14 protein-coding genes and 6 pseudogenes are annotated in these 19,124 nt (G+C 69.6%); 18 read left to right on the plus strand and 2 right to left on the minus strand.

From position 1 onward, the window contains the following. The first annotated feature begins 747 nt into the window (after window positions 1-747). The 5 genes and pseudogenes from ACH45E_RS39035 to ACH45E_RS39055 all read left to right on the plus strand — a co-directional run bounded on the left by ACH45E_RS39035 (window position 748) and on the right by ACH45E_RS39055 (window position 4,719). Window positions 748-1,390: pseudogene (locus tag ACH45E_RS39035) on the plus strand (IS5 family transposase). Window positions 1,391-1,705: 315 nt separating this feature from the next. Then, on the plus strand, window positions 1,706-1,924 hold the full coding sequence (locus ACH45E_RS39040) for a hypothetical protein (RefSeq protein ID WP_361458234.1): 219 nt from the start codon (window positions 1,706-1,708) through the stop codon (window positions 1,922-1,924). A gap of 2 nt (window positions 1,925-1,926) precedes the next feature. Next, complete coding sequence (locus ACH45E_RS39045; protein WP_361458231.1) at window positions 1,927-2,430, plus strand: hypothetical protein; 504 nt, start codon at window positions 1,927-1,929, stop codon at window positions 2,428-2,430. 75 nt (window positions 2,431-2,505) lie between these two features. Beyond that, window positions 2,506-3,000: a DUF6529 family protein gene (locus ACH45E_RS39050; RefSeq protein WP_361458228.1), complete on the plus strand. Its 495-nt coding sequence runs from the start codon at window positions 2,506-2,508 to the stop codon at window positions 2,998-3,000. A gap of 426 nt (window positions 3,001-3,426) precedes the next feature. Then, a complete protein-coding gene (locus tag ACH45E_RS39055; protein WP_361458225.1) occupies window positions 3,427-4,719 on the plus strand; it encodes a cytochrome P450 in 1,293 nt (430 codons plus the stop codon). A 96-nt stretch (window positions 4,720-4,815) separates the two neighbouring features. On the opposite strand, the gene ACH45E_RS39060 is transcribed toward ACH45E_RS39055, so the two are convergent. Continuing rightward, window positions 4,816-5,373 (minus strand): GNAT family protein, encoded by a 558-nt coding sequence (locus ACH45E_RS39060; RefSeq protein WP_361458222.1) that lies wholly within the window; start codon window positions 5,371-5,373, stop codon window positions 4,816-4,818. A 661-nt stretch (window positions 5,374-6,034) separates the two neighbouring features. Here ACH45E_RS39060 and ACH45E_RS39065 point away from each other — a divergent pair. The 11 genes and pseudogenes from ACH45E_RS39065 to ACH45E_RS39115 all read left to right on the plus strand — a co-directional run bounded on the left by ACH45E_RS39065 (window position 6,035) and on the right by ACH45E_RS39115 (window position 14,510). Further along, complete coding sequence (locus ACH45E_RS39065; protein WP_399042116.1) at window positions 6,035-6,262, plus strand: ferredoxin; 228 nt, start codon at window positions 6,035-6,037, stop codon at window positions 6,260-6,262. Further along, window positions 6,259-7,635 (plus strand): annotated as a pseudogene (locus tag ACH45E_RS39070) (NAD(P)/FAD-dependent oxidoreductase); the annotation flags it as partial. The gene ACH45E_RS39065 and the pseudogene ACH45E_RS39070, both read left to right, overlap by 4 nt. Before the next feature lie 51 nt (window positions 7,636-7,686). Next, window positions 7,687-8,883: a cytochrome P450 gene (locus ACH45E_RS39075; protein ID WP_399042474.1), complete on the plus strand. Its 1,197-nt coding sequence runs from the start codon at window positions 7,687-7,689 to the stop codon at window positions 8,881-8,883. A gap of 201 nt (window positions 8,884-9,084) precedes the next feature. Next, a pseudogene (locus ACH45E_RS39080) lies at window positions 9,085-9,177 on the plus strand (IS5/IS1182 family transposase); the annotation flags it as partial. Window positions 9,178-9,328: 151 nt separating this feature from the next. After that, complete coding sequence (locus ACH45E_RS39085) at window positions 9,329-9,613, plus strand: hypothetical protein (protein WP_361457155.1); 285 nt, start codon at window positions 9,329-9,331, stop codon at window positions 9,611-9,613. After that, a complete protein-coding gene (locus tag ACH45E_RS39090; RefSeq protein ID WP_361457158.1) occupies window positions 9,610-10,302 on the plus strand; it encodes a hypothetical protein in 693 nt (230 codons plus the stop codon). The genes ACH45E_RS39085 and ACH45E_RS39090 overlap by 4 nt, the downstream gene beginning before the upstream one ends. 339 nt (window positions 10,303-10,641) lie before the next feature. Then, window positions 10,642-11,049, plus strand: a complete 408-nt coding sequence (locus tag ACH45E_RS39095; RefSeq protein ID WP_399042476.1) for a lamin tail domain-containing protein — start codon at window positions 10,642-10,644, stop codon at window positions 11,047-11,049. 608 nt (window positions 11,050-11,657) lie between these two features. Then, window positions 11,658-11,786 carry a hypothetical protein gene (locus ACH45E_RS39100; RefSeq protein WP_361457164.1) on the plus strand — a complete coding sequence of 43 codons (129 nt, stop codon included), beginning with the start codon at window positions 11,658-11,660 and terminating at the stop codon, window positions 11,784-11,786. Between the two features lie 218 nt (window positions 11,787-12,004). Further along, window positions 12,005-13,039: pseudogene (locus tag ACH45E_RS39105) on the plus strand (FAD-dependent monooxygenase); the annotation flags it as partial. A 73-nt stretch (window positions 13,040-13,112) separates the two neighbouring features. Beyond that, window positions 13,113-13,703: pseudogene (locus ACH45E_RS39110) on the plus strand (hypothetical protein); the annotation flags it as partial. Between the two features lie 237 nt (window positions 13,704-13,940). Further along, a complete protein-coding gene (locus ACH45E_RS39115; protein ID WP_361457217.1) occupies window positions 13,941-14,510 on the plus strand; it encodes a DUF4232 domain-containing protein in 570 nt (189 codons plus the stop codon). A 349-nt stretch (window positions 14,511-14,859) separates the two neighbouring features. On the opposite strand, the pseudogene ACH45E_RS39120 reads toward ACH45E_RS39115, so the two are convergent. After that, window positions 14,860-15,177 (minus strand): annotated as a pseudogene (locus ACH45E_RS39120) (transposase); the annotation flags it as partial. A 233-nt stretch (window positions 15,178-15,410) separates the two neighbouring features. On the opposite strand from ACH45E_RS39120, the gene ACH45E_RS39125 reads away from it, so the two are divergent. Further along, entirely contained in the window at window positions 15,411-17,432 is a 2,022-nt protein-coding gene (locus ACH45E_RS39125) for a LodA/GoxA family CTQ-dependent oxidase (protein ID WP_361457167.1), read from the plus strand. Further along, complete coding sequence (locus tag ACH45E_RS39130; RefSeq protein WP_361457170.1) at window positions 17,429-18,625, plus strand: FAD-dependent monooxygenase; 1,197 nt, start codon at window positions 17,429-17,431, stop codon at window positions 18,623-18,625. Before ACH45E_RS39125 ends, ACH45E_RS39130 begins: the two co-directional genes overlap by 4 nt. The last annotated feature ends 499 nt before the right edge of the window (window positions 18,626-19,124 follow it).

Raw genomic sequence — 19,124 nt, forward strand, 5'->3', positions numbered from 1 at the left:
GCTTCTTATTTTCTGCCTTTCCTCCTCAATCTTCTGTACCCCGGGGGTTGGTGGGGCTGGTGTCCCCACGGCTGCTTTTGGGGTACCCTTCTCGGAGACGGTTCCACGAACGGCAGCGTCCTCTTCCTGGTGGTGGAGGACTCCCGGGAGGACCGGACCAGGAAGAGCATTGGGCTCGAAGAACCACCGCCCCACAACCCGTTACGACGTCGGGAAAACGACCAGACGACCGGAGAGCATCACCGAGCGCGACAGCGTCAGAGGTTAAAAGACAAGCTGAGTGCCTGTGTCTGAACTCTGGGTGGGCTCGGTAGCCTGATAGCCGACGGGCTGATGGTGAAGGTGCTGACCGTCATCAGATCGATCAAGCTGCTGGGCTCCTCGGCGAACGCCGTGGCGGAGCCGGTGGTGTGACGGGCATGAGCGAGGACCGAACCGGTGTGGTCCGGGCCTCTGGGCGCAGGGCTGAGGGGCAGTCAGGGCGGCGCGGATGTGCCTGGTGCGTACTGTGCTGGAAGCGGGGGCAAGCGGCGCAAGTCCCGACGGCGCGGGGGACACTGCCGCAGGCGCGGCCGGTATTCAAGCCGCTGAAGCCTTGAATGTCTCCCGCGACCAGAGAAGGGGAGTGCTGGTCCCAGGCTTCGCCTCCGGGCCCATGGCGGGGCGACGGCGCGCGTTCACGAGACGGGGGCGGCAGGGGGCCGGGGGATCATGAGCGTTCCTGTCGTCGTGGCCGTGTAGTTGGTCGTGGGCCGTGGTGATCTGACGAACGACGAGTGGTGCCGCCTGGAACCCCATCTGCCTGTGGGCGGGCGGCGTGGTGGGCGCTGGGCCCGCCACCGGAGGGTGATCAACGGGATCTTGTTTCGTGAGCGGACGGGGGTCCCGTGGCGAGACTTGCCGGAGAGGTTCGGCAGGTGGAAGACGGTCTACGAACGGCATCGCCGCTGGTCCGCCGACGGCACCTGGGAACGGATACTCCAGGCGGTCCAAGTCGACGTCGATGCCGAGGACCGGATCGACTGGAGCATGGTGGGCGTCGACTCGACGTCCTGCCGTGCCCACCAGCACGCCGTCGCCCGCAGGAAGACTCAGCGGACACCGAAAAAAGGTCAACCCCTCGGCACCACCGCCCCGACTGCGTAGACGCCGGATCAAGCACACCATTCCCGAGCCGAAGGGCCAGAGAGCCAATCGTCGGCGCCGTGGCAGCAGAGGTGGCCGCCCCGTCGGCTTCGACAAGGAACGGTACAAGCGCCGCAACGAGGTCGAGCGGACGATCAACCGCCTGAAGAGCTTCCGTGCCGTCGCGCCCCGCTTCGACAAACGGGCGTACGTCTTCCACGGCACCGTCACGGTGGCCGCGATCCGGCTCTGGCTCCGAGCGTGATGGGCCGCCGACGCCTCAGCCTGTGAAGGGATCTTCCACCGTCGGGATGTATGGGGTCAGCAGTGCCTCCGTGTGCTGCGTGACCATGCCTCGGACGAGCTTTAGCACGCTCACCTTCACCGTGCCGCTTCGGATTCGACTTTCGCATGCGCGGGGCAGCCGGTCACTGGCCGCGGTTCGGGCTGCGGCCCCCCCTTCACTGCTGATGATGGCCGCGGGGGCCCGATCGGGTGATGGCCCGCCCGCGGAGAGTGTCGGCGTTGGCGCGGCCGGGAACGTGGGCAAGTCTTGTCGCGGAAGGGAGGTCCGCCAAACATGGTCGTGCACCACTTCGGATCTCCGCGCCCCGCCCGCGACGGAGTGAAGTTCCGCCAGGCGCGTCTCACCGTCACCCTCCGGGCCGGCAGCTACGAACTGTGGTGCTCCATCGACAAACACCGGGAACCCAGCATGGACACCCACTTCCAGGTCGGCGGGAACGGCCCGGCATCACCGGCCCTCGGCAGCGCCGCCGCGACCGCGACCGGGCAGTAGCGATGGCTCCCGGTCCCGGCGGCCGCCCGCACCGCACCGCCACCAGCATGCGCACGGTCGTGCGCGTGCTGCTCCAAGTGGTGACCGCAGCCGCACTGGCCGTGGACGCCTACGTGCACGCCAGCCTCGCCTCTCCGTATGACCGGGTCGGGCAGCAGATCAGCCAGGGAACGTTGTTCCGCATCGAAGCCGCCGTGGCGTCGCTGGCCGCGCTGTTGGTCCTGCTGCTCGGTCGCTGGCGGCCGGTGTGGGTGTTCGCGTTCCTGGTGTCCGTCTCCGCGCTGGGCGCCGTGCTGCTCTATGGGTACGTGAACGTGGGCGCTCTTGGTCCGCTGCCGAACATGTACGAGCCGTTCTGGGGGCCGAAGAGGACCGGCAGCGCGATCGCCGAGGCCGTCGGCGCCGTGGCCGCGCTCGCGGGCTTTCTGATCACCGGCCCGCCGCGCTCTGCGTCCACTCGGGCCGGCGCTCCTCGGGGCGGCAAGGCCGATGGCGGGGACGGCTGATCACGTGCCACGCCTCACCCTCCGTACCGAACCCGGCAGCTCCTGGGGCTGCTGTGGCAGCTGCTGCCCCTGGCGGTGACCGCCGCCCTGCTCTGGTACGGCCGGGTACACACCCCGGAATACCGGCGCAGCTTGTTCGGGGCGCACGGCCACACCGTGCCCCTGCTCAAGGCCCAGATGGGAAGCGCCCTGTCGGGACGGACTCCGATCCAGTTGCTTCTCGCGCTGTGGATGTACGGCCGGCTGCCCTGCCTGCGCGCCGCGCTGCGGCCGGTGGGCACCGTGTACCGCCTGATCGGTAGGTTCGCTTTCCTGTTCTCCGTCCCGATCGCCCAGCAGTGCATCATCGCCTACGGCGTCAGCCTGACCGGGCCCCGCGAGGCGCTGTACTCCCTCGCCGGCTGCTTTCTCTACGGGGCCTTCGTCGCCAAGGTCGTCGTGGTGCGCCACCGCCGCTGGCCGGGCTGGGCGCTCCCGCTCGCCGGTGGCGCGCTCGTCACGGTGATCGCCCTGGTCTGGTACTCGGTGGCGTTCTGGTACCTGAACGGCTTCCGAGCGCCCGGCCTGTAGGCGGACGACGCCGGATCGGTGCCGTCGTCGGCCATTATCGGCAGTGGTCACAGCTCGCCAACCCGCCGCCTTCCCGAGGTGCTAGGCGGCACTGACCGCCGACTCCGGGGCGACGTTGGCCGGCTGCGGGCCCGGCCCGCAAACACGCGCCTTGTATCCATGTGCTATATGCGAAAAAATTGGACGAACGGCACATGATGCGAAGGCAAGCGAGAGGAGTGCCTCATGATCGCCAAACTGCTCGCCAAGTTGTCCTTCACCCGCAACTACGGTGCGTACGGGGCCCACGACTGGGGCACGCACACCGGCGACAGGGTGTGACTACAGGCTCGGCGGGCGCCCCCGGGCTCCCGCCGACTCCTGGCCACGCTGCCGACGATATCGGCCGGACTGGTACGAGAAGTCAGAGGCGATCCCATGGGCTGCGTGAATGAGCCGCCGCGGTTGCCCGGAGGAAGTTTCGCGGCCTGGAGCCGCGACCGGCTGGGACTCGCGTGCCGTGGCGCTGACGAGTGCGGGGACGTGTGGCAGCTGGAGTCGGGTGTCTACGTAGCCGCTACGGCCGGGGTGTGTGAAGCGGTCCTGCGCCGCGCGCAGGACTTCCCCAAGCCGTCCTCACCTCTCTTCCCGCCGTTGAAGCGGACCGGCGGAGCGCCGATGCCCGAGGAACGGGTGCACGCTCGCGCCGCCCGCATGCGCGGACTGCGCCCGCAGGCGGTCGCGGCCCGGATCGGTGAGATCGCGCCCGGGACCGCTCGATTTGCTGATCAGTGGCCCACGGGGCGGGACGTAGAGATTCTGCCCATGGTCCGGCCCGTCCTGGCAGAGATCGGCGTGCGCTACCTCTTCTCCGAAGACGCTCCTGCCCTGCTGCCCTTCGCGTGGCAGCTCTTCGCGGCCCGGGAGGTGCTGGTACGCCCCTCGCGCTGGGTGTGGCCGCGCTGGGTCCCCACACAGGCACGGCGGTTCCGCACACGGCGGCAAGTCGCCTTCACCAACGCTTTGCGGTCCATCGTCCGCCGGCGCCGTTCATCGGGCCGGCTCGGTGACGACGTGCTGGGACAGATGCTCCTGCCCTCCTCCCGCTACGGCCTGCTGTCGGAAGAAGCCATCCTGGACACTCTCCCCGGAATCACCGTCGCCACCTTCGAGACACCTTCCCGGGCAGCGGGATGGATCTTGCTCCACCTGGCCCGATACGCCCAGGCCGCGGACCGCGTCGCGGCCGAAGCCGCCCTGCTGCCCGCCGACCCGGCCACGACGACCAGCACCCACCTCGAGAACCTGCAGTACACCCAGGCGCTGGTACGCGAAGTGCTCCGACTGCACCCCCCGAGCTGGCTGCTCAGCCGGCGCGCCCCGCGACAGACTCAGCTCGCCGACTACACCATCGACGCCGGATCCACCGTTCTCGTCTGCCCCTACACCGCCCACCGCGACGCACGGGAACACCCCGAACCGGACCGGTTCCGGCCCGAACGCTGGCTCGACGATTCGGGCTCGTCGGCGAACCCCGGGGTCTTCCTCGGCTTCGGTACCGGGCCGCACGGTTGCGAGGGAGCCGCTCTGGCCATGGCCATGCTCACGCTCATGACCGCGCAGACAGCCCGCCGCTACCACTTGAGCGAGCCGCCCGGCGCGGAACCTGGCTACCGGGTCACCACCTTCGAAGGTCTTGCAACCGCCGGCCTGCACCTGCGTGCCACCTTGCGCGGCTGAGGGCACTCCTACTTTCGGTGGCAGGCCGCCTCCACCCGCGAACAACGAACGTCGATCAAGCCCGAGTGCCGTTCCACACGCGCTCGGATCACCGGCTCATGGTTCGCTCATCGTGTGTCGCCGGTCGAACTCGTTGACGAGCATGCCCATCATGACAAGGTCGTGGTGCCGGCCGGCGAAGAAAACGTGTTCCCGCAAGCGCCCCTCCTCGGTGAAGCCGAGCCCACGAAAAAGAGCCAGCGATGCCTCGTTGTGGGCCAAAACCGCCGCCAGGCATTTGTGATAGCGCCGCTCGGCGAACATGAAGCCCAGCAGCAGCACCACGGCTTCCGTCGCGTAGCCCTTGCGCCGGTATCCGGCGCTGATGGTGATGTCGAACTCGAACCAGCCTGAGCGAGGGCCGGTGCGATGTGAGCCGACTGTACCGATCAGCTCTCCCGTGGCCGTCGCTTCGACCGCCAACCGGAAGCGGTCGTCATCGCACTCGGCAACGGCCTGCTCCTTCGCCCAGGCACGGTAGCTCTCGGCAGACCTCGGCAGATCCAGTCGGCCCCCTTGCGGCCCGTCATCGTCGGCCAAACGCGCGAACGCCGTCCAGTCGTCGGGCTCGACAGCGCGCAGGCGTACCAGGTTACCGGTCCAGGACGATGCCATGCCCTATTTGATCACGCTGCTGTGCGCGCGAGGCCGACAGGCACGCCGAGGCAGGCATTGCCCGCCCACGGTTGTGCATATCGGGATGCCGTCATCGGAGCCTGCCTACGCGATCGGCGGAGTCTCGATGGCCCGGTCAAGCGCGGCTGCCCGAGTCAGGCCGAGTGGGCACGCGACGGCATGGGGCTACCGCCGGTCACCGCTACCAGGAGTTCGTTCCGGCCTCTACGACTCGGCGTCTCGCTGCCGTGGCGCGTACGCCGCTTCTCCACCAAGGTAGGCCGCTGTCCAGCGTCGTTGATGTCAACGTTGGATGTCAGGCGTTCGTCTCCCCGGTTATCGGACTCGCCGGTACAGGTGCCGCTGTTACGCTGGTTTTGCGACGGCTTTCCGGCGTACCGTGCCACATGGTTTCCGTCGAAGAACGGCAATCCAAAAGAGCGCCGCTTGCGTAACCAAAATGCATCCACAACATGGATACGTCCCTGGTCAGGCGCGCCGATTGCCTGAGCTCCGATGATCAATTCTTTACCGTGGGGACCTCGACGAGCGCGGTGTACCCTCGCACTTCGCAGGGGAGGCCAGCGGCCGGATCCTCCCTTGCGCGCCGGAGTGGCGCCGGCTTGAGGGTCTGCAGCTCCCGCTCCCTGGCGAGCTCGGGATGAGAGTTGTCGTTGATCTTTCCCGGTGCGAAGGCTACGCGCAGTGCGCGTTCCTCGCCCCGGACGCGTTCCGGATGCACGGCGAAGAAGCGCTGATGTACGACCCGAACCCCGACGACGCCCGGCGCGACCAGGTCCTGCGGGCCGCGGCAGCCTGCCCGGTCCAGGCGATCCTGGTCGACCAGTTGGAGGGGCGGAACGTACCGATGGAGGCGTCGACGTCATGACCAGCGCCGACACCCTGCGAGCGTTCAAGCGCGACGGCCGCGTCGTGGTCGTCGGAGCGTCCCTGGCGGGACTGCGGGCCGCGGAGGCCCTCCGCGACGAGGGATTCACCGGATCGCTGACCATGATCGGTGACGAGACGGGCGAGCCCTACGACCGGCCTCCCCTGTCCAAGCAGGTACTGACCGGCTGGGTGCCGGCCGGGGGCACCATGCTGCCGCGACGCCGTGACATCGACGCGGAGTGGCTGCTGGGCGTGCCCGCCGCCGGGCTGGACCTGGCGGCCAACCACGTGCGTCTCGCCGACGGACGCGAGATTCCCTTCGACCGGGTGCTGATCTCCACCGGGGTACGGGCCCGGCCGTGGTTCGTCGAGGCCGAGGCGGACCTGGACGGAGTGTTCGTCGTACGTACACGCGAGCATGCCGAGAGCCTGCAGCGGGCCCTCGCCGCCGGGCCTTCCCGCGTGCTGGTCATCGGTGCGGGATTCACCGGGTCCGAGATCGCCTCCGTCTGCCGGGAGCGGGACATCCCGGTGACCGTCGCCGAACTCGGGGCGGCCCCGCTGGTCGGGGCGCTCGGCGCCATGATCGGTGAGGTTGCGGCGGACATGCAGCGCGCTCACGGTGTCGACCTGCGGTGCGGTGCCAAGGTCGCCTGGCTGGAGGGTGACGCGCAGCGACGGTTTCGCCGTGCTCACTTCGACGACGGCAGTACGGTTGACGCCGATGTGGCGGTGGTGGCACTCGGGAGCATCCGCAACACCGAGTGGCTGCGGGAGTCGGGACTGGCGGCGGGCGTGTGGGGAATCGCCTGCGACACGGGCTGCCGCGCCCTCGACATCAATGGCCGCGCCCTCGACGACGTCTTCGCTGCGGGAGACGTGGCACGTTGCCCGAACCCCATCTACGAATCCCGGCTCATCGCACAGGAGCACTGGGCCAACGCCGTGGAGCAGGCCGAGGTCGCGGCGCACAACATGGTCAGCGGCCAGGCGGACCGCCGGCCCCACCTGTCCGTCCCGCTGTTCTGGTCGATCCAGTTCGGCGTCAACATCAAGTCCGTCGGCGTGCCGACCTTCGCCGACGAGGTGGTCGTCACTCAGGGATCGCTGGACGACCACCGTTTCGTCACCGCATATGGCTATCGGGGCCGCGTCACGGCTGCCGTGAGCTTCAACAACGGTAAGTGGCTGGACCACTACCGACGGCTGATCGAGGCGGCCGCACCTTTCCCGCCGCCCTGCCCGACGCCGGACCAGTCGGCCGACACGAAGCCGCTGCCCGTCGACTTCCCCGGCCCCGCCCTGCTCGCGCAGGGTGCCACGGTGGTCGTTACAGGCTATGACCCGGGTGAGCGCCGCGCCACGGCCGTGCACCAGCATCGGCAGGAGGTAGGCCTGACGACCACGACCGGGACGCCCGGCATGCTGCAACGGATCTTCGACTACTCCTCCCGGGCCGACCCCTACCCGCTGTATGCCGAGTTGCGCAGGACGCCGGTGGCCCGGCAAGAGGACGGCAGCTACGTCATCAGCACCTATCGCGAGCTCACGGACGTACTGAACGACCCGCATCTGAGTTCCGACCTGCGCAATCTGTCGCGTCCGATGCCCCCAGCCGAGGAGGGGGCCACGTCGTCGTTCATCCACATGGACCCGCCCGAGCACGATCGCCTGCGGCGTATGGCGATGCGTCACTTCGGCCCCCCGCACACCCCTGGACTGGTGACCGGGCTTGAAGGCTTCCTGACCGCCACCGTCGGCAGCCTGATCGCCGATTTGGTGGGCAAGGAGCAGATCGATGTCGTCGACGATTTCGCCTTCCCGTTCCCTGTAACCGTGACCTGTCACTTGCTCGGCGTGCCACGCGAGGACGAGCCGAGGTTCCACCTCTGGGTGAACGACCTCATGAACTCGATCGACTACAACCCCGAGACCGACCCGAAGGAGAAACTGGACAAGGGCGTACAGGCCCGCAAGGACTTGCGCCAGCGCCTCGGCGAGCTGGTGGAACAGCGCCACGGCCGGCCAGGAGACGACCTGCTGTCACGGCTGGCCAACGACGACGGGCCCGACGGCCGGATGGCCGACGCCGATATCATCGCCACCGCCAGACTGCTCCTCATCGCCGGCCATGAGACCGTCGTCAACCTCATCACCAACGGCATGCTGACGCTGCTGCGCCACCCGCAGGTGCTCCAGCGACTGCGTCACGAACCGGACCTCGTCGTGCCGCTGGTCGAGGAACTGCTGCGCTACGAGCCCCCCGTGCACATCATTCCCTGGCGGGCGGCGTACAGCGACATCACCGTCGCCGACACCGTCATCCCCAAGGGCTCGCAGATCATGCTCATGCTGGCCGCAGGCAGCCGCGATCCCAAGCGCTTCCATGATCCGGACCGCTTCGATCCGGACCGACGTGACAACCAGCACCTCGGGTTCGGCAGCGGCATCCACCTGTGCTTCGGAGGCCCGCTGGCCCGGCGGGAAACCCAGATCGCGCTGACCGAGCTGGTACGCCGCCTCGACCGACCCAGGCTGGTCGCCGACCCGCCGCCGTACCGGCCCAGCCCCGTTCTTCGGGGTCCCATCCATCTGGACATCGAGCAGGGTGATGGTTGACACGGCAGCCGAGGGCAGCTGCAAGGTCGCGCCGCGGCCGGCCCGGTCGGCCGGCTCTGCATTCGACAGCAACTCGCTACCCTCCTCAGCTCCCATCCCGTCCACCGTCTGACCGCCACGGTCCTCCTGCCAGGGCGGGAGCGGCATCGCATCGCGCAGGGCTTCGACGCGGGCAAGAAGATCAACGGTCGCAAGCGGCACCTGCTCACCGACACGCTCGGACTTCTCCTGGCCGTGCTGGTCACACCGGCGTCCGTGACCGACCGAGACGGCGCCAGGTCCCTTCTGCCAGCGGCGGCCGGCCGCTTCCGGCGGCTGGCGCGGGTCTGGGCCGACGGCGGCCACACCGGCCACCTCACCGACTGGACCAGCCGGCATTTCGGGCTCGTCCTCGACATCGTTCGCCGCAGCGAAGACGTCCGCGGGTTCCAACCACTGCCCCGACGTGGGTCGTCGAACGGTCCTTCGCGCACTACGGGACCTCGAAGCCCGCAGCACGGGCGGGCTCAGCCTGCTGGTGCTGAACTCCGCCACCGGCCTCGACTTCGAACCCAGGGAGACGCAGTTCGCCCAGGACCTGCTCGCGCAGCCCGCCGACCGGATCGGTGCGCGCGTCAAGGCCTCGTGGCGCGAGCTGACCGCACCGGACACCACCACCGACCGAGCGGCGCAACTGCTGGGCGTGCGCGCCCCCGCACGGGTCCCCGCTGACGAAAGCACGTGCCGATGAGGACCGCGAGGCCGTGGCCGCTGCTTCTCCGCTACGCGCTGCGCTCCTCCCGTACGACACCGCTGCTGGTCTCCGGGTCGGTCGCGCTGCTGCTGATCGGCGTCCCCGCGGCGGTGTCGGGCGGTCTGCGGCTCACCGACGCGGTGCTGCTGATACGCGCCGGCGCCGTGCTTCTCGCGGTGGGTACCGCTTTCATGCTGGACGACCCCGCCGCCGCCACGACAGAGGTGGTGCCGGTACCGCGCTGGGTGCCGCGCGCCGTGCGTGCTGCCATCGCGGTGGTGTCGGTGACGGCGGCCTGGACCGGCGTACTGGTCCTGGGCGTACGGGCGGTGGCACCGGCAGAACGGGACCTGCTGCCCGGGCCAGGCCTTGCTCTGGAAGCCGCGGGCCTGCTCGCCGCGGTGCTCGCACTCGCCGCGCTGGGGCTCCGCCGCACCGCGGGCACAGGAGGCGGGACACTGGCGGCGCCGGGCGCGGTGCTGTGTGTCCTTGTCCCCGTGCCAATCCCCCTTCCGACGGGACCTCAGGCATTCGCCCAGCCCCTGTCGGCGGACTGGGGGCCCTCACGTCGGCTGTGGGCCGTACTGCTGTGTGCGGCTGCCGGGACACTGATCGCCCTGATCGGGGAACCGTCGGCTTCCGCGGCGACCACCAAGAACCACCGACCTGGAAGGAACGTCACATGACCACGGGTAAGAAGGCCGTCGTCGTCCTGTCCGTTCTCGCGGCCCTCGCGATCGCGGATACCTGCCCTTCGCCGCAAGCGGCGATTCGATCGGAGGCGACAAGAAGTCGAAAGGTGCCAGTGCCGGCCGTGTACGCCCACGTGGGCGCGGAGCTCACGTCTCCGTCCGGCACATCAGATCCGCCTCGCACGTACTGAACCTCAGCCGCCCATCCGGCGCTGCTCGTCGGCGGCGTGCGCGTCACGCAGGGGCCGGAGGCCGCCGGGTGGGTCGGAGAACTGGAAGGCCGTTTCCGCTTCTGTGAACGCCCGTCGTGTCGCTGCTGCCGCTGCGGCCGCCCTGGTGGGCGCGGTGGGCTGCCGGCATTCAGTTGCCGACCACGACCACGACCACGACCACGACCGCGGTCGTGCGTATCGTCAGCATGTGGTGATCAGTGGCGTGCAGTACGACTCCCTGGGACGCGACAACCGCTCCAACCGAGGAGTGGACGCTGTGGACGAGGACGGTCACACCTACACCTTCCACCACTACCGGCTGGAGGGCCGCTCCACGGTCCGCGTCCACACCGGCGAGGGTCGCGACAGCCACACCGACCTGTACCAGGATCGGTGCCGGTACGTGTGGAACAACGACCACGACACCGCGACTCTGCGCAACGACCGCGGCCGCTTCGTCGACGACTATTCCTGGGGCCGTGACCACCGCGACCGCCGTGGCCGCGACCGCCACGACGCCCGCCATTGACCCACACCCTCCCGCCTGTGTGCCGGCGACCACCGACCCCAGCACCCGGAGAGCCTCGCACCCGGCGGCGCGCCCCTCGTCCGGAGGGCGCGCCGCAGGTCTGCCGGGCGCGGGGCGGCAGGAAGCCTGTCTCGTGGACTCCTGCCAGGCATCCGGGCCGCCGATCCTGTCGTACGTCTCCGCCGCGGGCGCCGATGCTCCTGGGGGAGCTACCCCGCTCGGTAGGCGCGACCGGTGATAGGGCAGCATCTGCAAAGCTATCCGCCTGCCTGTGAGGGGTCGTCATACGCTTCACCCGCCGTGCTTGGTCTCCGCTGCTCACCTGTCTGTTGCTGGCGGGCTGTTCGTCCGTCTCACTGGGCGAGTCCCGCTGGATTCCATCCTCTCGGCGACGTCCACGAGGCGGTCAGCAAGCGTCTCGACCGACTCGTCGGGCGGCACGAACATGTGCTCGATCACCGCGGCGCGGATGGGGGCAACCCGTTGGGAATGCCCCCCCTTCACCGCCGGGGACGCTCGCCGAGGAGCAACAGGACTGCGAGGCGGGTTGCCTCGTGTGCGTGGGCTGCCTTGAACGGGGCGACGGGATTGGCGGTAGCTCGCCGGCTATGCCGAACAATGCTGTGTTGCGGGCGGCGATGGTCGTGACCGGACTGGTCATCCCCGATGCCGGCCCCTTCGTGCCCGAAGAAGCGCCGGAGGAACTCAGCGCGGCAGTACTGGACTTCCTGCGCTGATCCGGCAATCTCCCACCCCGCCGTCGGCTGTGAGGCAGGAACCGGGTCGCCGGCCCTGTCGCGGCGGGAGCCGCTCGCAGCCCTCGACTCAATCCACTGAGGAGTGACATGCAGAGGCCGGCACCGAGGGTGCGCAGCACCAGCGAGACCGGAGCGATACGACCGGCGCGGGCAACCGCCCCGGCAGCGGTGCCCACGATCGTGAGCGGAGGGCACCCATGAGCGCCGACGTCATCGTCTCGGGCGCAGGCCCGGTCGGTCTGCTGACCGCCGCGCTCCTGGACTCGGCCGGGGTGAAGGTGGAGGTCCTCGAGCGGCTCACCGAGCGCAGCGAGAACTCCCGTGCCGCCGTCCTGCACCCCCGCACGCTGGAGGTCCTCACCACCGTGCGGGCCGAGGACGGCCGCACGCTCACCGACATCCTGCTGTCGCACGGCCGCACGGTGCCCCGGACGTACTTCGGCATGCTCCCGCAACTGCTGGACTACACCGAGCTGGACACCCCCCACCCCTACATCCTGCAGATCACCCAAGCCACCACCGAGAGGGTGCTCGCCTCGCTCGTCGAAGCGCGCGGCATCCCGGTGCACTACGGCCGAGAGGTCACCGGATTCGAGCAGGACGACACCGGCGTGCGCGTGCGCGCAGGCGACACCGTCCACACGGCCCGCTACCTGGTCGGAGCCGACGGCGCATGGAGCCCGGTCCGCCAGCAGGCAGGCATCGAGTTTCCCGGCACGCCCGGCAACACGGTGTCCTACCTTGCAGACGTCCACCTGGACGCGGCACCGGAGCACGCGACCCACGCCTGGGACCAGGAGAACGGCTGGGTCGGTGTCGTGCCGCTCTTCGACGGCATCCACCGCGTGTTCGGCGTACTGCCCGAGGACACCGGCCTGACGCCCGAGCAGGTCGCCGCCCGGCGGAGCCAGCCGCTCACCCTCGAGGACCTGCGCGGCATCCTCAAGCGCATCACCGGCACCGACTACGGGCTGCGCAACGCGGTATGGATCTCCACGGCCGGCAACACCACCCGCCACGCCACCCAGTACCGGGCCGGCCGTGTCTTCGTGGCCGGTGATGCCGCGCACGTGCACTTCCCGGCGGGTGGCCAGGGAGTCAACGTCGGCATGCAGGACGCCGTCAACCTCGCATGGAAGCTCGCGGCCGAGGTCAAGGGCCGGGCCACACCCCTGATCACCGACGGCGCAGCCTCCTACGACCGTGAACGCCGCCCGGTGGCCGAGTCCCTGGCGCAGAACACGCAGGCCCAGACCGCGTTGATGACCACGTTCACCCCCCCAAGGCGCGGCCCTGTGCGAGCTGATGAGCACGCTGCTCGCCCGTCCGGAGACCAACGCGCACCTGGCCGGACTGCTGTCAGGGCTCAGCGTCTCCTGCCGCGCCCCCGATGCGGGCCACCCGCTGGACGGGCACCGTGTGCCGGACCTGCGCCTGCCGGACGGGGACACCCTGCTGCGCCGACGGCGCGTCGACCGCTTCCTGTTGGTGGACTTCACCCCGGCCGGCGAGCTCGACGCGCTGGGCTCGCCGACGGTGGAGGTGGTTCCCGCCAGGCCCTGGTCCGGATTGGCGGCCGCGCTGGTACGGCCCGACGGACGCCTCGCCCGCGCGTGGAACACAGCGGACGCCCACCAGGTCAGAGCGGCACTGACCGACTGGGGGGTCTCCTGGCAGCACGCGTCCACCTGGCCGCTCACTCCTCCCCCTGACGAAAGGACGACCCCCACCGTGTCCTTCACCGAAGGAGAGATCGCTTACATCCGGGCACAGCGCCTGGCCCGCGTCGCGACCGTCTCGGCAGACTGGCAGCCCGACGTCACCCCGGTCGTGTTCGAGTTCGACGGCACGCACTTTTACATCGGCGGATTCAACCCGACCAACACCCGTCGCGCCCGCAACGTGCGCGACGAGGCGGGCCTGCGCCTGAGTGTTGCTGGAGGTGCTTCTGTCTGTCCTGACGGTCATCTGCACGGGTGCAGCCTGTCGTCACCGTTCCGTCACAAGTGGTCGCCGCACGGAACCCTGCCGCTCTCCCGCCCTGTCTGCACTCACGTACCAGGACCACGCGTACCGCGGGGCAACAACCGACGACCGAAACCCGCGGACGAGACGACTCAGGGGGACGACAGCATGCGTCACAGCAACGGCATTCGCAGGGCGGCTCTGGCGACGACGGCGGTCACGGCCGTCGCGGCGGCGGTGACCGGCATCCTGCCCGGCACCGCCTTGGCGGCGAGCACCACCACCTCCACCCCGCCGCCCGCCTGCCCGGCCTCCGCCCTCCAGGTCAGCGCCTGGCAGGCCGTCCACCGGCCCGTCGGGACCGGGACCGGGGCGGCGGTCGTGCAGTTCACCAACGTCTCCCGGAGGACGTGCGTCCTGAAGGGCCATCCGACGGTCGCGGGCGCCGGCAACGGCTCCCCCGCCCACAACACCCCGCTCAAGGTCACCCCCACCGGCAGGGCGGCCACCGTGAAGGTCCGGCCGCACGGCAAGGCGTGGGTGAAGCTGACCTTCGTCCAGGTCCAGGGGGAGGCCGACGGCTACTGCGTGTCGGGCAAGGACCCGGTGACGTATCCGACGATGGTCATCGGGCTGCCGCACTCCGGGAAGCACCAGGTCGCCCTGAACGACGGGGTGTGGGCCGAGTGCGACAACAAGGTGACCGTCACCCCGGTCTCGGCGGTCAAGCCTTCCTGACCCCCCCGTCCCCACAAATTGAGCAGCCTGTATGACGATCGCAAGGCTCTGACCTACACGTTTACGAGGAACTGCCCATAAGTGCAGGTCAGCGACTCAGCGCACCGAAGGTGCGCTGAGTCGCTGACCTGCGGTGATCAAACTCCGATGACACACTCGCGTCCGTCAAAGTCCGATGGCAAACGGTCAAGATCCAGTGGCGGCAGCCGGCCAACGTGGCGCAGCCATCGCAACAGGCCGGCGGAGTGAACATTGTCTGCGTGAGTCGAGCAGTGCCGCCAGCTGTCCGCGAGCGAGCCCGCAGTCGCAGCTGCCCCCAATGCCGCCCGCCTCGACGCGTTCGGCTGGCTCAGCAGATGATGCAGCACGCGAGTTGCACAAGCCCCTCGTGCAGATCAGCGCGGTGTTCGTAGCGGATCCGCAGGCGTTTGAACTGGTGGAGCCAAGCGAAGGTTCGCTCGACGACCCACCTCGTACGTCCCAGGCCGGAGCCGTGAGCGGTGCCGCGTCTGGCGATGTGAGGCTTGACGCCACGGTCCCGAAGAAGCCGTCGGTACTTGTCGAAGTCGTAGCCGCGGTCGGCGAACAGGTGCTTGGGCTTGTGACGCGGACGTCCCCGCAGCCCTCGTATCCGGGGGATCGCGTCCAGCAGGGGAATGAGCTGGGTGCGCGCCAGGTCCTCACCGGCGCGGTGAGCTGATCGAGACCGCGTCCGGCGATCTCCTCAGGTGCGGCCACACACCTCTGGCCGGGGCGAACTCGCCTGTGTGCGGCAGCAGTTGGTAGGAGGTCAATGATGATCGGCCGTCGATCAGCCCCGTCGGGGTGTGACCCCCGGGCGGAATTGCACGTCTTACGTTCGAGACCGCATCCCGACGGCCCCCAACGGAAGGTTCTTCGATGGACAGTCAGATCGTGAAGGTGAAGATTCACCCCGCCATCGGTGTCGCCCGGGTCGGCAACAGTGTCGAAGCACCCTTCATCGGCCCGGAATCACCGGACCAGAAACCAGCGGACCCCGGCTCCTACAAGGACGGTTCCGGGGCGCTCCGCAGGCAGGCCGCACGGTTCCGTGTGTACGGCTACAACGCCGCGGGGGAGGTGGTGAGGGAGCTGAAGCCGGGCACCGAGGGTGTCTCCGAGATCCAGTGGACGGTGCATCTGGCCAACAAGAAGGCCGCCTGGTACCAGTTCCATCTGGCGCTGGACATACCCGAGGGCAACACGCTCGCGGCAGAGCAATACGCGCTGCGCAACGCCGACGTCGTGGGCGCCGAGAGGAAGAAGCTGGTCAACGACCCCGAAAGCCGCACCGTCCGCGGCTCGAAGACCGAGACGCAGAAATTCGACACCGGCAAGATCATGGGCAAGGCGGTGTACCTCGGCGAGATCTCCACCCGTTCCGACGGCCGCCTGCTGGTGCTCGGTGGCCGGGGAAACTCCGCCTCCTACAATAACCAGCCGATCACCGGGGTCGCCAACAACAACACCTGGTACGACGACGTGTCCGACGGCCCGGTGACGGCGACGGTCCGTATCGACGGCAAGGATCTGACCGCCACCCCGGCCTGGGTCGTGGTCGGGCCTCCGCACTACGCCCCCGGCGTGAAGTCCATACGTACCCTCCATGACCTGCTCTTCGACGTCTTCGTCCAAGCCGGCTCGCTGACCCGCCCGCAGCAGATCTCGTTCACCGATCACATCGAGCCGATCCTCCGCCGGTTCTGCGATCTGCAATGGGTCAACCAGGGATTCGCGGCACAGTTCGGCTGGAACGGCCCCCACTTCTTCCTCTCGCCTGCCATGCGGAAGAGGCTCGCAGATCCGTCCGACCGGAACCGGGAACTGCGCCGCCAGACGTACGCTGCCCTGCGCGACTACGACCGGGACGGAAAGTCGCCGCTGCCGTGGCCGTGGATCTACGGCGACGCCATGGCCAGCACGCCCAAGTCCGTGCGTCAGCACCTGGTGCTGTCGCCGACCCAGGACTGGATGCTGCAGCGCTGGGCGGACGGGGCTTTCCTGGCCGGACCCCTGCGGCAGCCGCGCCCCACGGTCGACGACGCCCCTGTCGGCGAGCAGCCGGGGCTGCTGGACCGGGCGGCCCTGGAGAACTGCGCCGCTGACGCGTTCCACCCGGGGTGCGAGGTCACCTGGCCGATCAGGCACCCGAGCATGTTCAGCGAACCCTTCCGCATCCGCCACCGCGCCACCGGCACCGCGGAACCCGACTACGGGCCCACCCTCACCCCGCAGGAAGCGGTCGCCGTCAACGGGCCCCTGCACGCACAGGGGCCCGGAGACCTCACTCGCTGGATGGCCGCCCCCTGGCAGGCGGACACCGCGAGCTGCCGTTCCGGCTATGAGGTGCTGGCCAACCTGGGGCCCCGGTACAGCCCTTACCTGCCGACCTTCTGGCCTGCCCAGGTACCCAACCATGTCCTCAAGCTGGAGGACTTCGAGAAGGTCAACACGCCGTCGACCGGGAGCGACGACAGCGCCCGGGAAGAGGCGTTCGAGCGGCGGGCGACCTGGCTGCGCGGCCTCAACGGCACCATGAACCAGCAGCGCACACAGATGATCAAGGACTGGCCCAAGCTCGGCATCGTCGAGGTGCGCGACTACACAGTGGGCGACGGGAAGTTCCCGGAACGGATCCTGGTGGAGTCACGCCCGGGACAACCGCTCGATCAGGCACCGGACACGGCGAACCTCGTCAACCTGCACGTGCCCGAGGCGGGTCCGCTCGTGTTGTCCGCGGCGGCGGGCATCCGGCCCGAGGGAAGGCTCTCCCCCGAAACCGCCGAGGCCGAGTCCGCGGCACGGGTCATCGGCGAGGCCGCCCGGGCGACCGGCTACCGCGAGGAGGAGATCACCGCCGGATATCTCGAGATACTCGACCCCTTCCGCGACGCGCGGTGAGCGCCGCACTCGCTCCCGGCACGGACACCTACGACGTCGTGGTGGCGGGCGGCGGCCCGGCCGGCTGCGCCGCCGCGCTCGTGCTCGCCCGTGCCGGCCGTACGGTTCTGCTCGCGGACGCCGGCACCGGGCCGCCCAAGGTCGGCGAGACGCTCGTGCCCGCCGGGCGGGTACTGCTCGGCGACCTCGGCGTCGCCGACCGTGTCCTCGACTCCGGGCATCTGCCCTGCTACGGCAGCCTCTCGGCGTGGGGTTCGGCCGACCTGCACGCCGTGGACTTCATCAACGACCCGCACGGCCATGGCTGGCACCTCGACCGGCGGTTGTTCGACCGGCGTCTGCGCGACGCCTCGCGCGCGGCGGGGGCCGAGGTCGCCGAGGGCTCGGCCGTACGCGACACCGCGCGGACGCCGGACGGCGGCTGGACCCTGCTCCTGCGCGGCGGCACCGGCCCTGCCGGTACCCGGTCCGGTGGCGAGCGTACGGTGCGCTGCCGCTGGGTGATCGACGCCACCGGCCGCGCCGCCGCGATCGCCGTCCGCTGCGGGGCCCGGCGGCGGGTCGGGGACCGGCTCACAGCTCTGTACATGCCCCTGGAGGCGGACCCGCTGGACACCGACCGCCGTTCCCTCGTCGAGTCCGACGAGGACGGCTGGTGGTACACCGCCCCGCAGCCCTCCGGCGGGCGACTGGTCGCCTACTTCACCGACGCAGACCTGCCCGCCGCCTCCCACACCGCACGCCACTTCCGCCGACGGATGACGGCCACCCGCCACGTGTCCCGATGGATCCACCGGGACGGACCCCCGCCCACATCACCTGCCGCGCCCCGCCGGGCCGCCGCGCACACAGCGCACCTGGACACGGTGTACGGAGACGGCTGGACCGCCGCCGGGGACGCGGCGGTCGCGTTCGACCCGCTCTCCTCCCAGGGCGTGCTGACCGCTCTCTACACCGGGCTGGGCGCGGGACTGGCCGTCGACACCCGCCTGGGTCGCGCCCCCTACGGCGCAGACTCGGCCCTCGCCGCATACGCGGACAAGGTCGAGGCCGCACGGAGCGCGTATCTGCGCGGCCACCGTGTCATCCACGCCCAGGAGGCCCGCTGGAGCGACCGCTCCTTCTGGGCGCGGCGCCTGGCCGACCTCCCCGACTCGTCCTGCCGACCGCAGGAAGGGCCCAGCAGATCATGAACGGCACCGAGTCGTCGCCGAGATCGGCTGGACCGTGCCGCAGCGAAGGCACTCGGCTGGACGGCGCCTTCCGGCCGACGCCGACCGAGCGCGGCACCCCGGGTGTCGTCGGGGTGCCGCGCTCGGTCGCCGCGTGCCGCCCAGGGCGGCGGTCGGCCCACCAGCCGTTCGTCTCTTCGCCTCGCGACGTCCACGCCGTCCTGGGCGCCTCGCGTGCGAAGGTGCCTACGAGCAAGGGGATCGAGGGATTGGCGCGGTTGACCCAGTCGCCCCATACATTCGCCATCTGGTCGGCCGCCATCTCGCCCATGTGTTCGGCCCACCGCGGATGCTCTGGACCAGCTGTCTGTACTGCGTCATGCCAGGTATCCATCTGCACGTCCTCCAGGGCCTGCCGGTCGGAGAAATTCGACGACGAGGCACTCAGTACCGATACAGATGGCTCGCGAGTCATCGGGCAGGACGCCCTCCGCCCGCTCGCGGTCTGTGTCAGCACCAC

The organism is Streptomyces sp. NPDC020299 (assembly GCF_044387825.1).
In the GTDB taxonomy this organism is placed as follows: Bacteria; Actinomycetota; Actinomycetes; order Streptomycetales; family Streptomycetaceae; genus Streptomyces.

What these genes read in the sequence shown, in the direction of transcription:
- ACH45E_RS39040 (WP_361458234.1), top strand. Translation starts at nt 1,706, where the DNA reads ATGGTCGTGCACCACTTCGGATCTCCGCGCCCCGCCCGCGACGGAGTG.
- ACH45E_RS39045 (WP_361458231.1), top strand. Translation starts at nt 1,927, where the DNA reads ATGGCTCCCGGTCCCGGCGGCCGCCCGCACCGCACCGCCACCAGCATG.
- ACH45E_RS39060 (WP_361458222.1), bottom strand. Translation starts at nt 5,373, where the DNA reads ATGGCATCGTCCTGGACCGGTAACCTGGTACGCCTGCGCGCTGTCGAG.
- ACH45E_RS39065 (WP_399042116.1), top strand. Translation starts at nt 6,035, where the DNA reads ATGAGAGTTGTCGTTGATCTTTCCCGGTGCGAAGGCTACGCGCAGTGC.
- ACH45E_RS39075 (WP_399042474.1), top strand. Translation starts at nt 7,687, where the DNA reads ATGCTGCAACGGATCTTCGACTACTCCTCCCGGGCCGACCCCTACCCG.
- ACH45E_RS39090 (WP_361457158.1), top strand. Translation starts at nt 9,610, where the DNA reads ATGAGGACCGCGAGGCCGTGGCCGCTGCTTCTCCGCTACGCGCTGCGC.
- ACH45E_RS39100 (WP_361457164.1), top strand. Translation starts at nt 11,658, where the DNA reads ATGCCGAACAATGCTGTGTTGCGGGCGGCGATGGTCGTGACCGGACTG.
- ACH45E_RS39115 (WP_361457217.1), top strand. Translation starts at nt 13,941, where the DNA reads ATGCGTCACAGCAACGGCATTCGCAGGGCGGCTCTGGCGACGACGGCG.
- ACH45E_RS39125 (WP_361457167.1), top strand. Translation starts at nt 15,411, where the DNA reads ATGGACAGTCAGATCGTGAAGGTGAAGATTCACCCCGCCATCGGTGTC.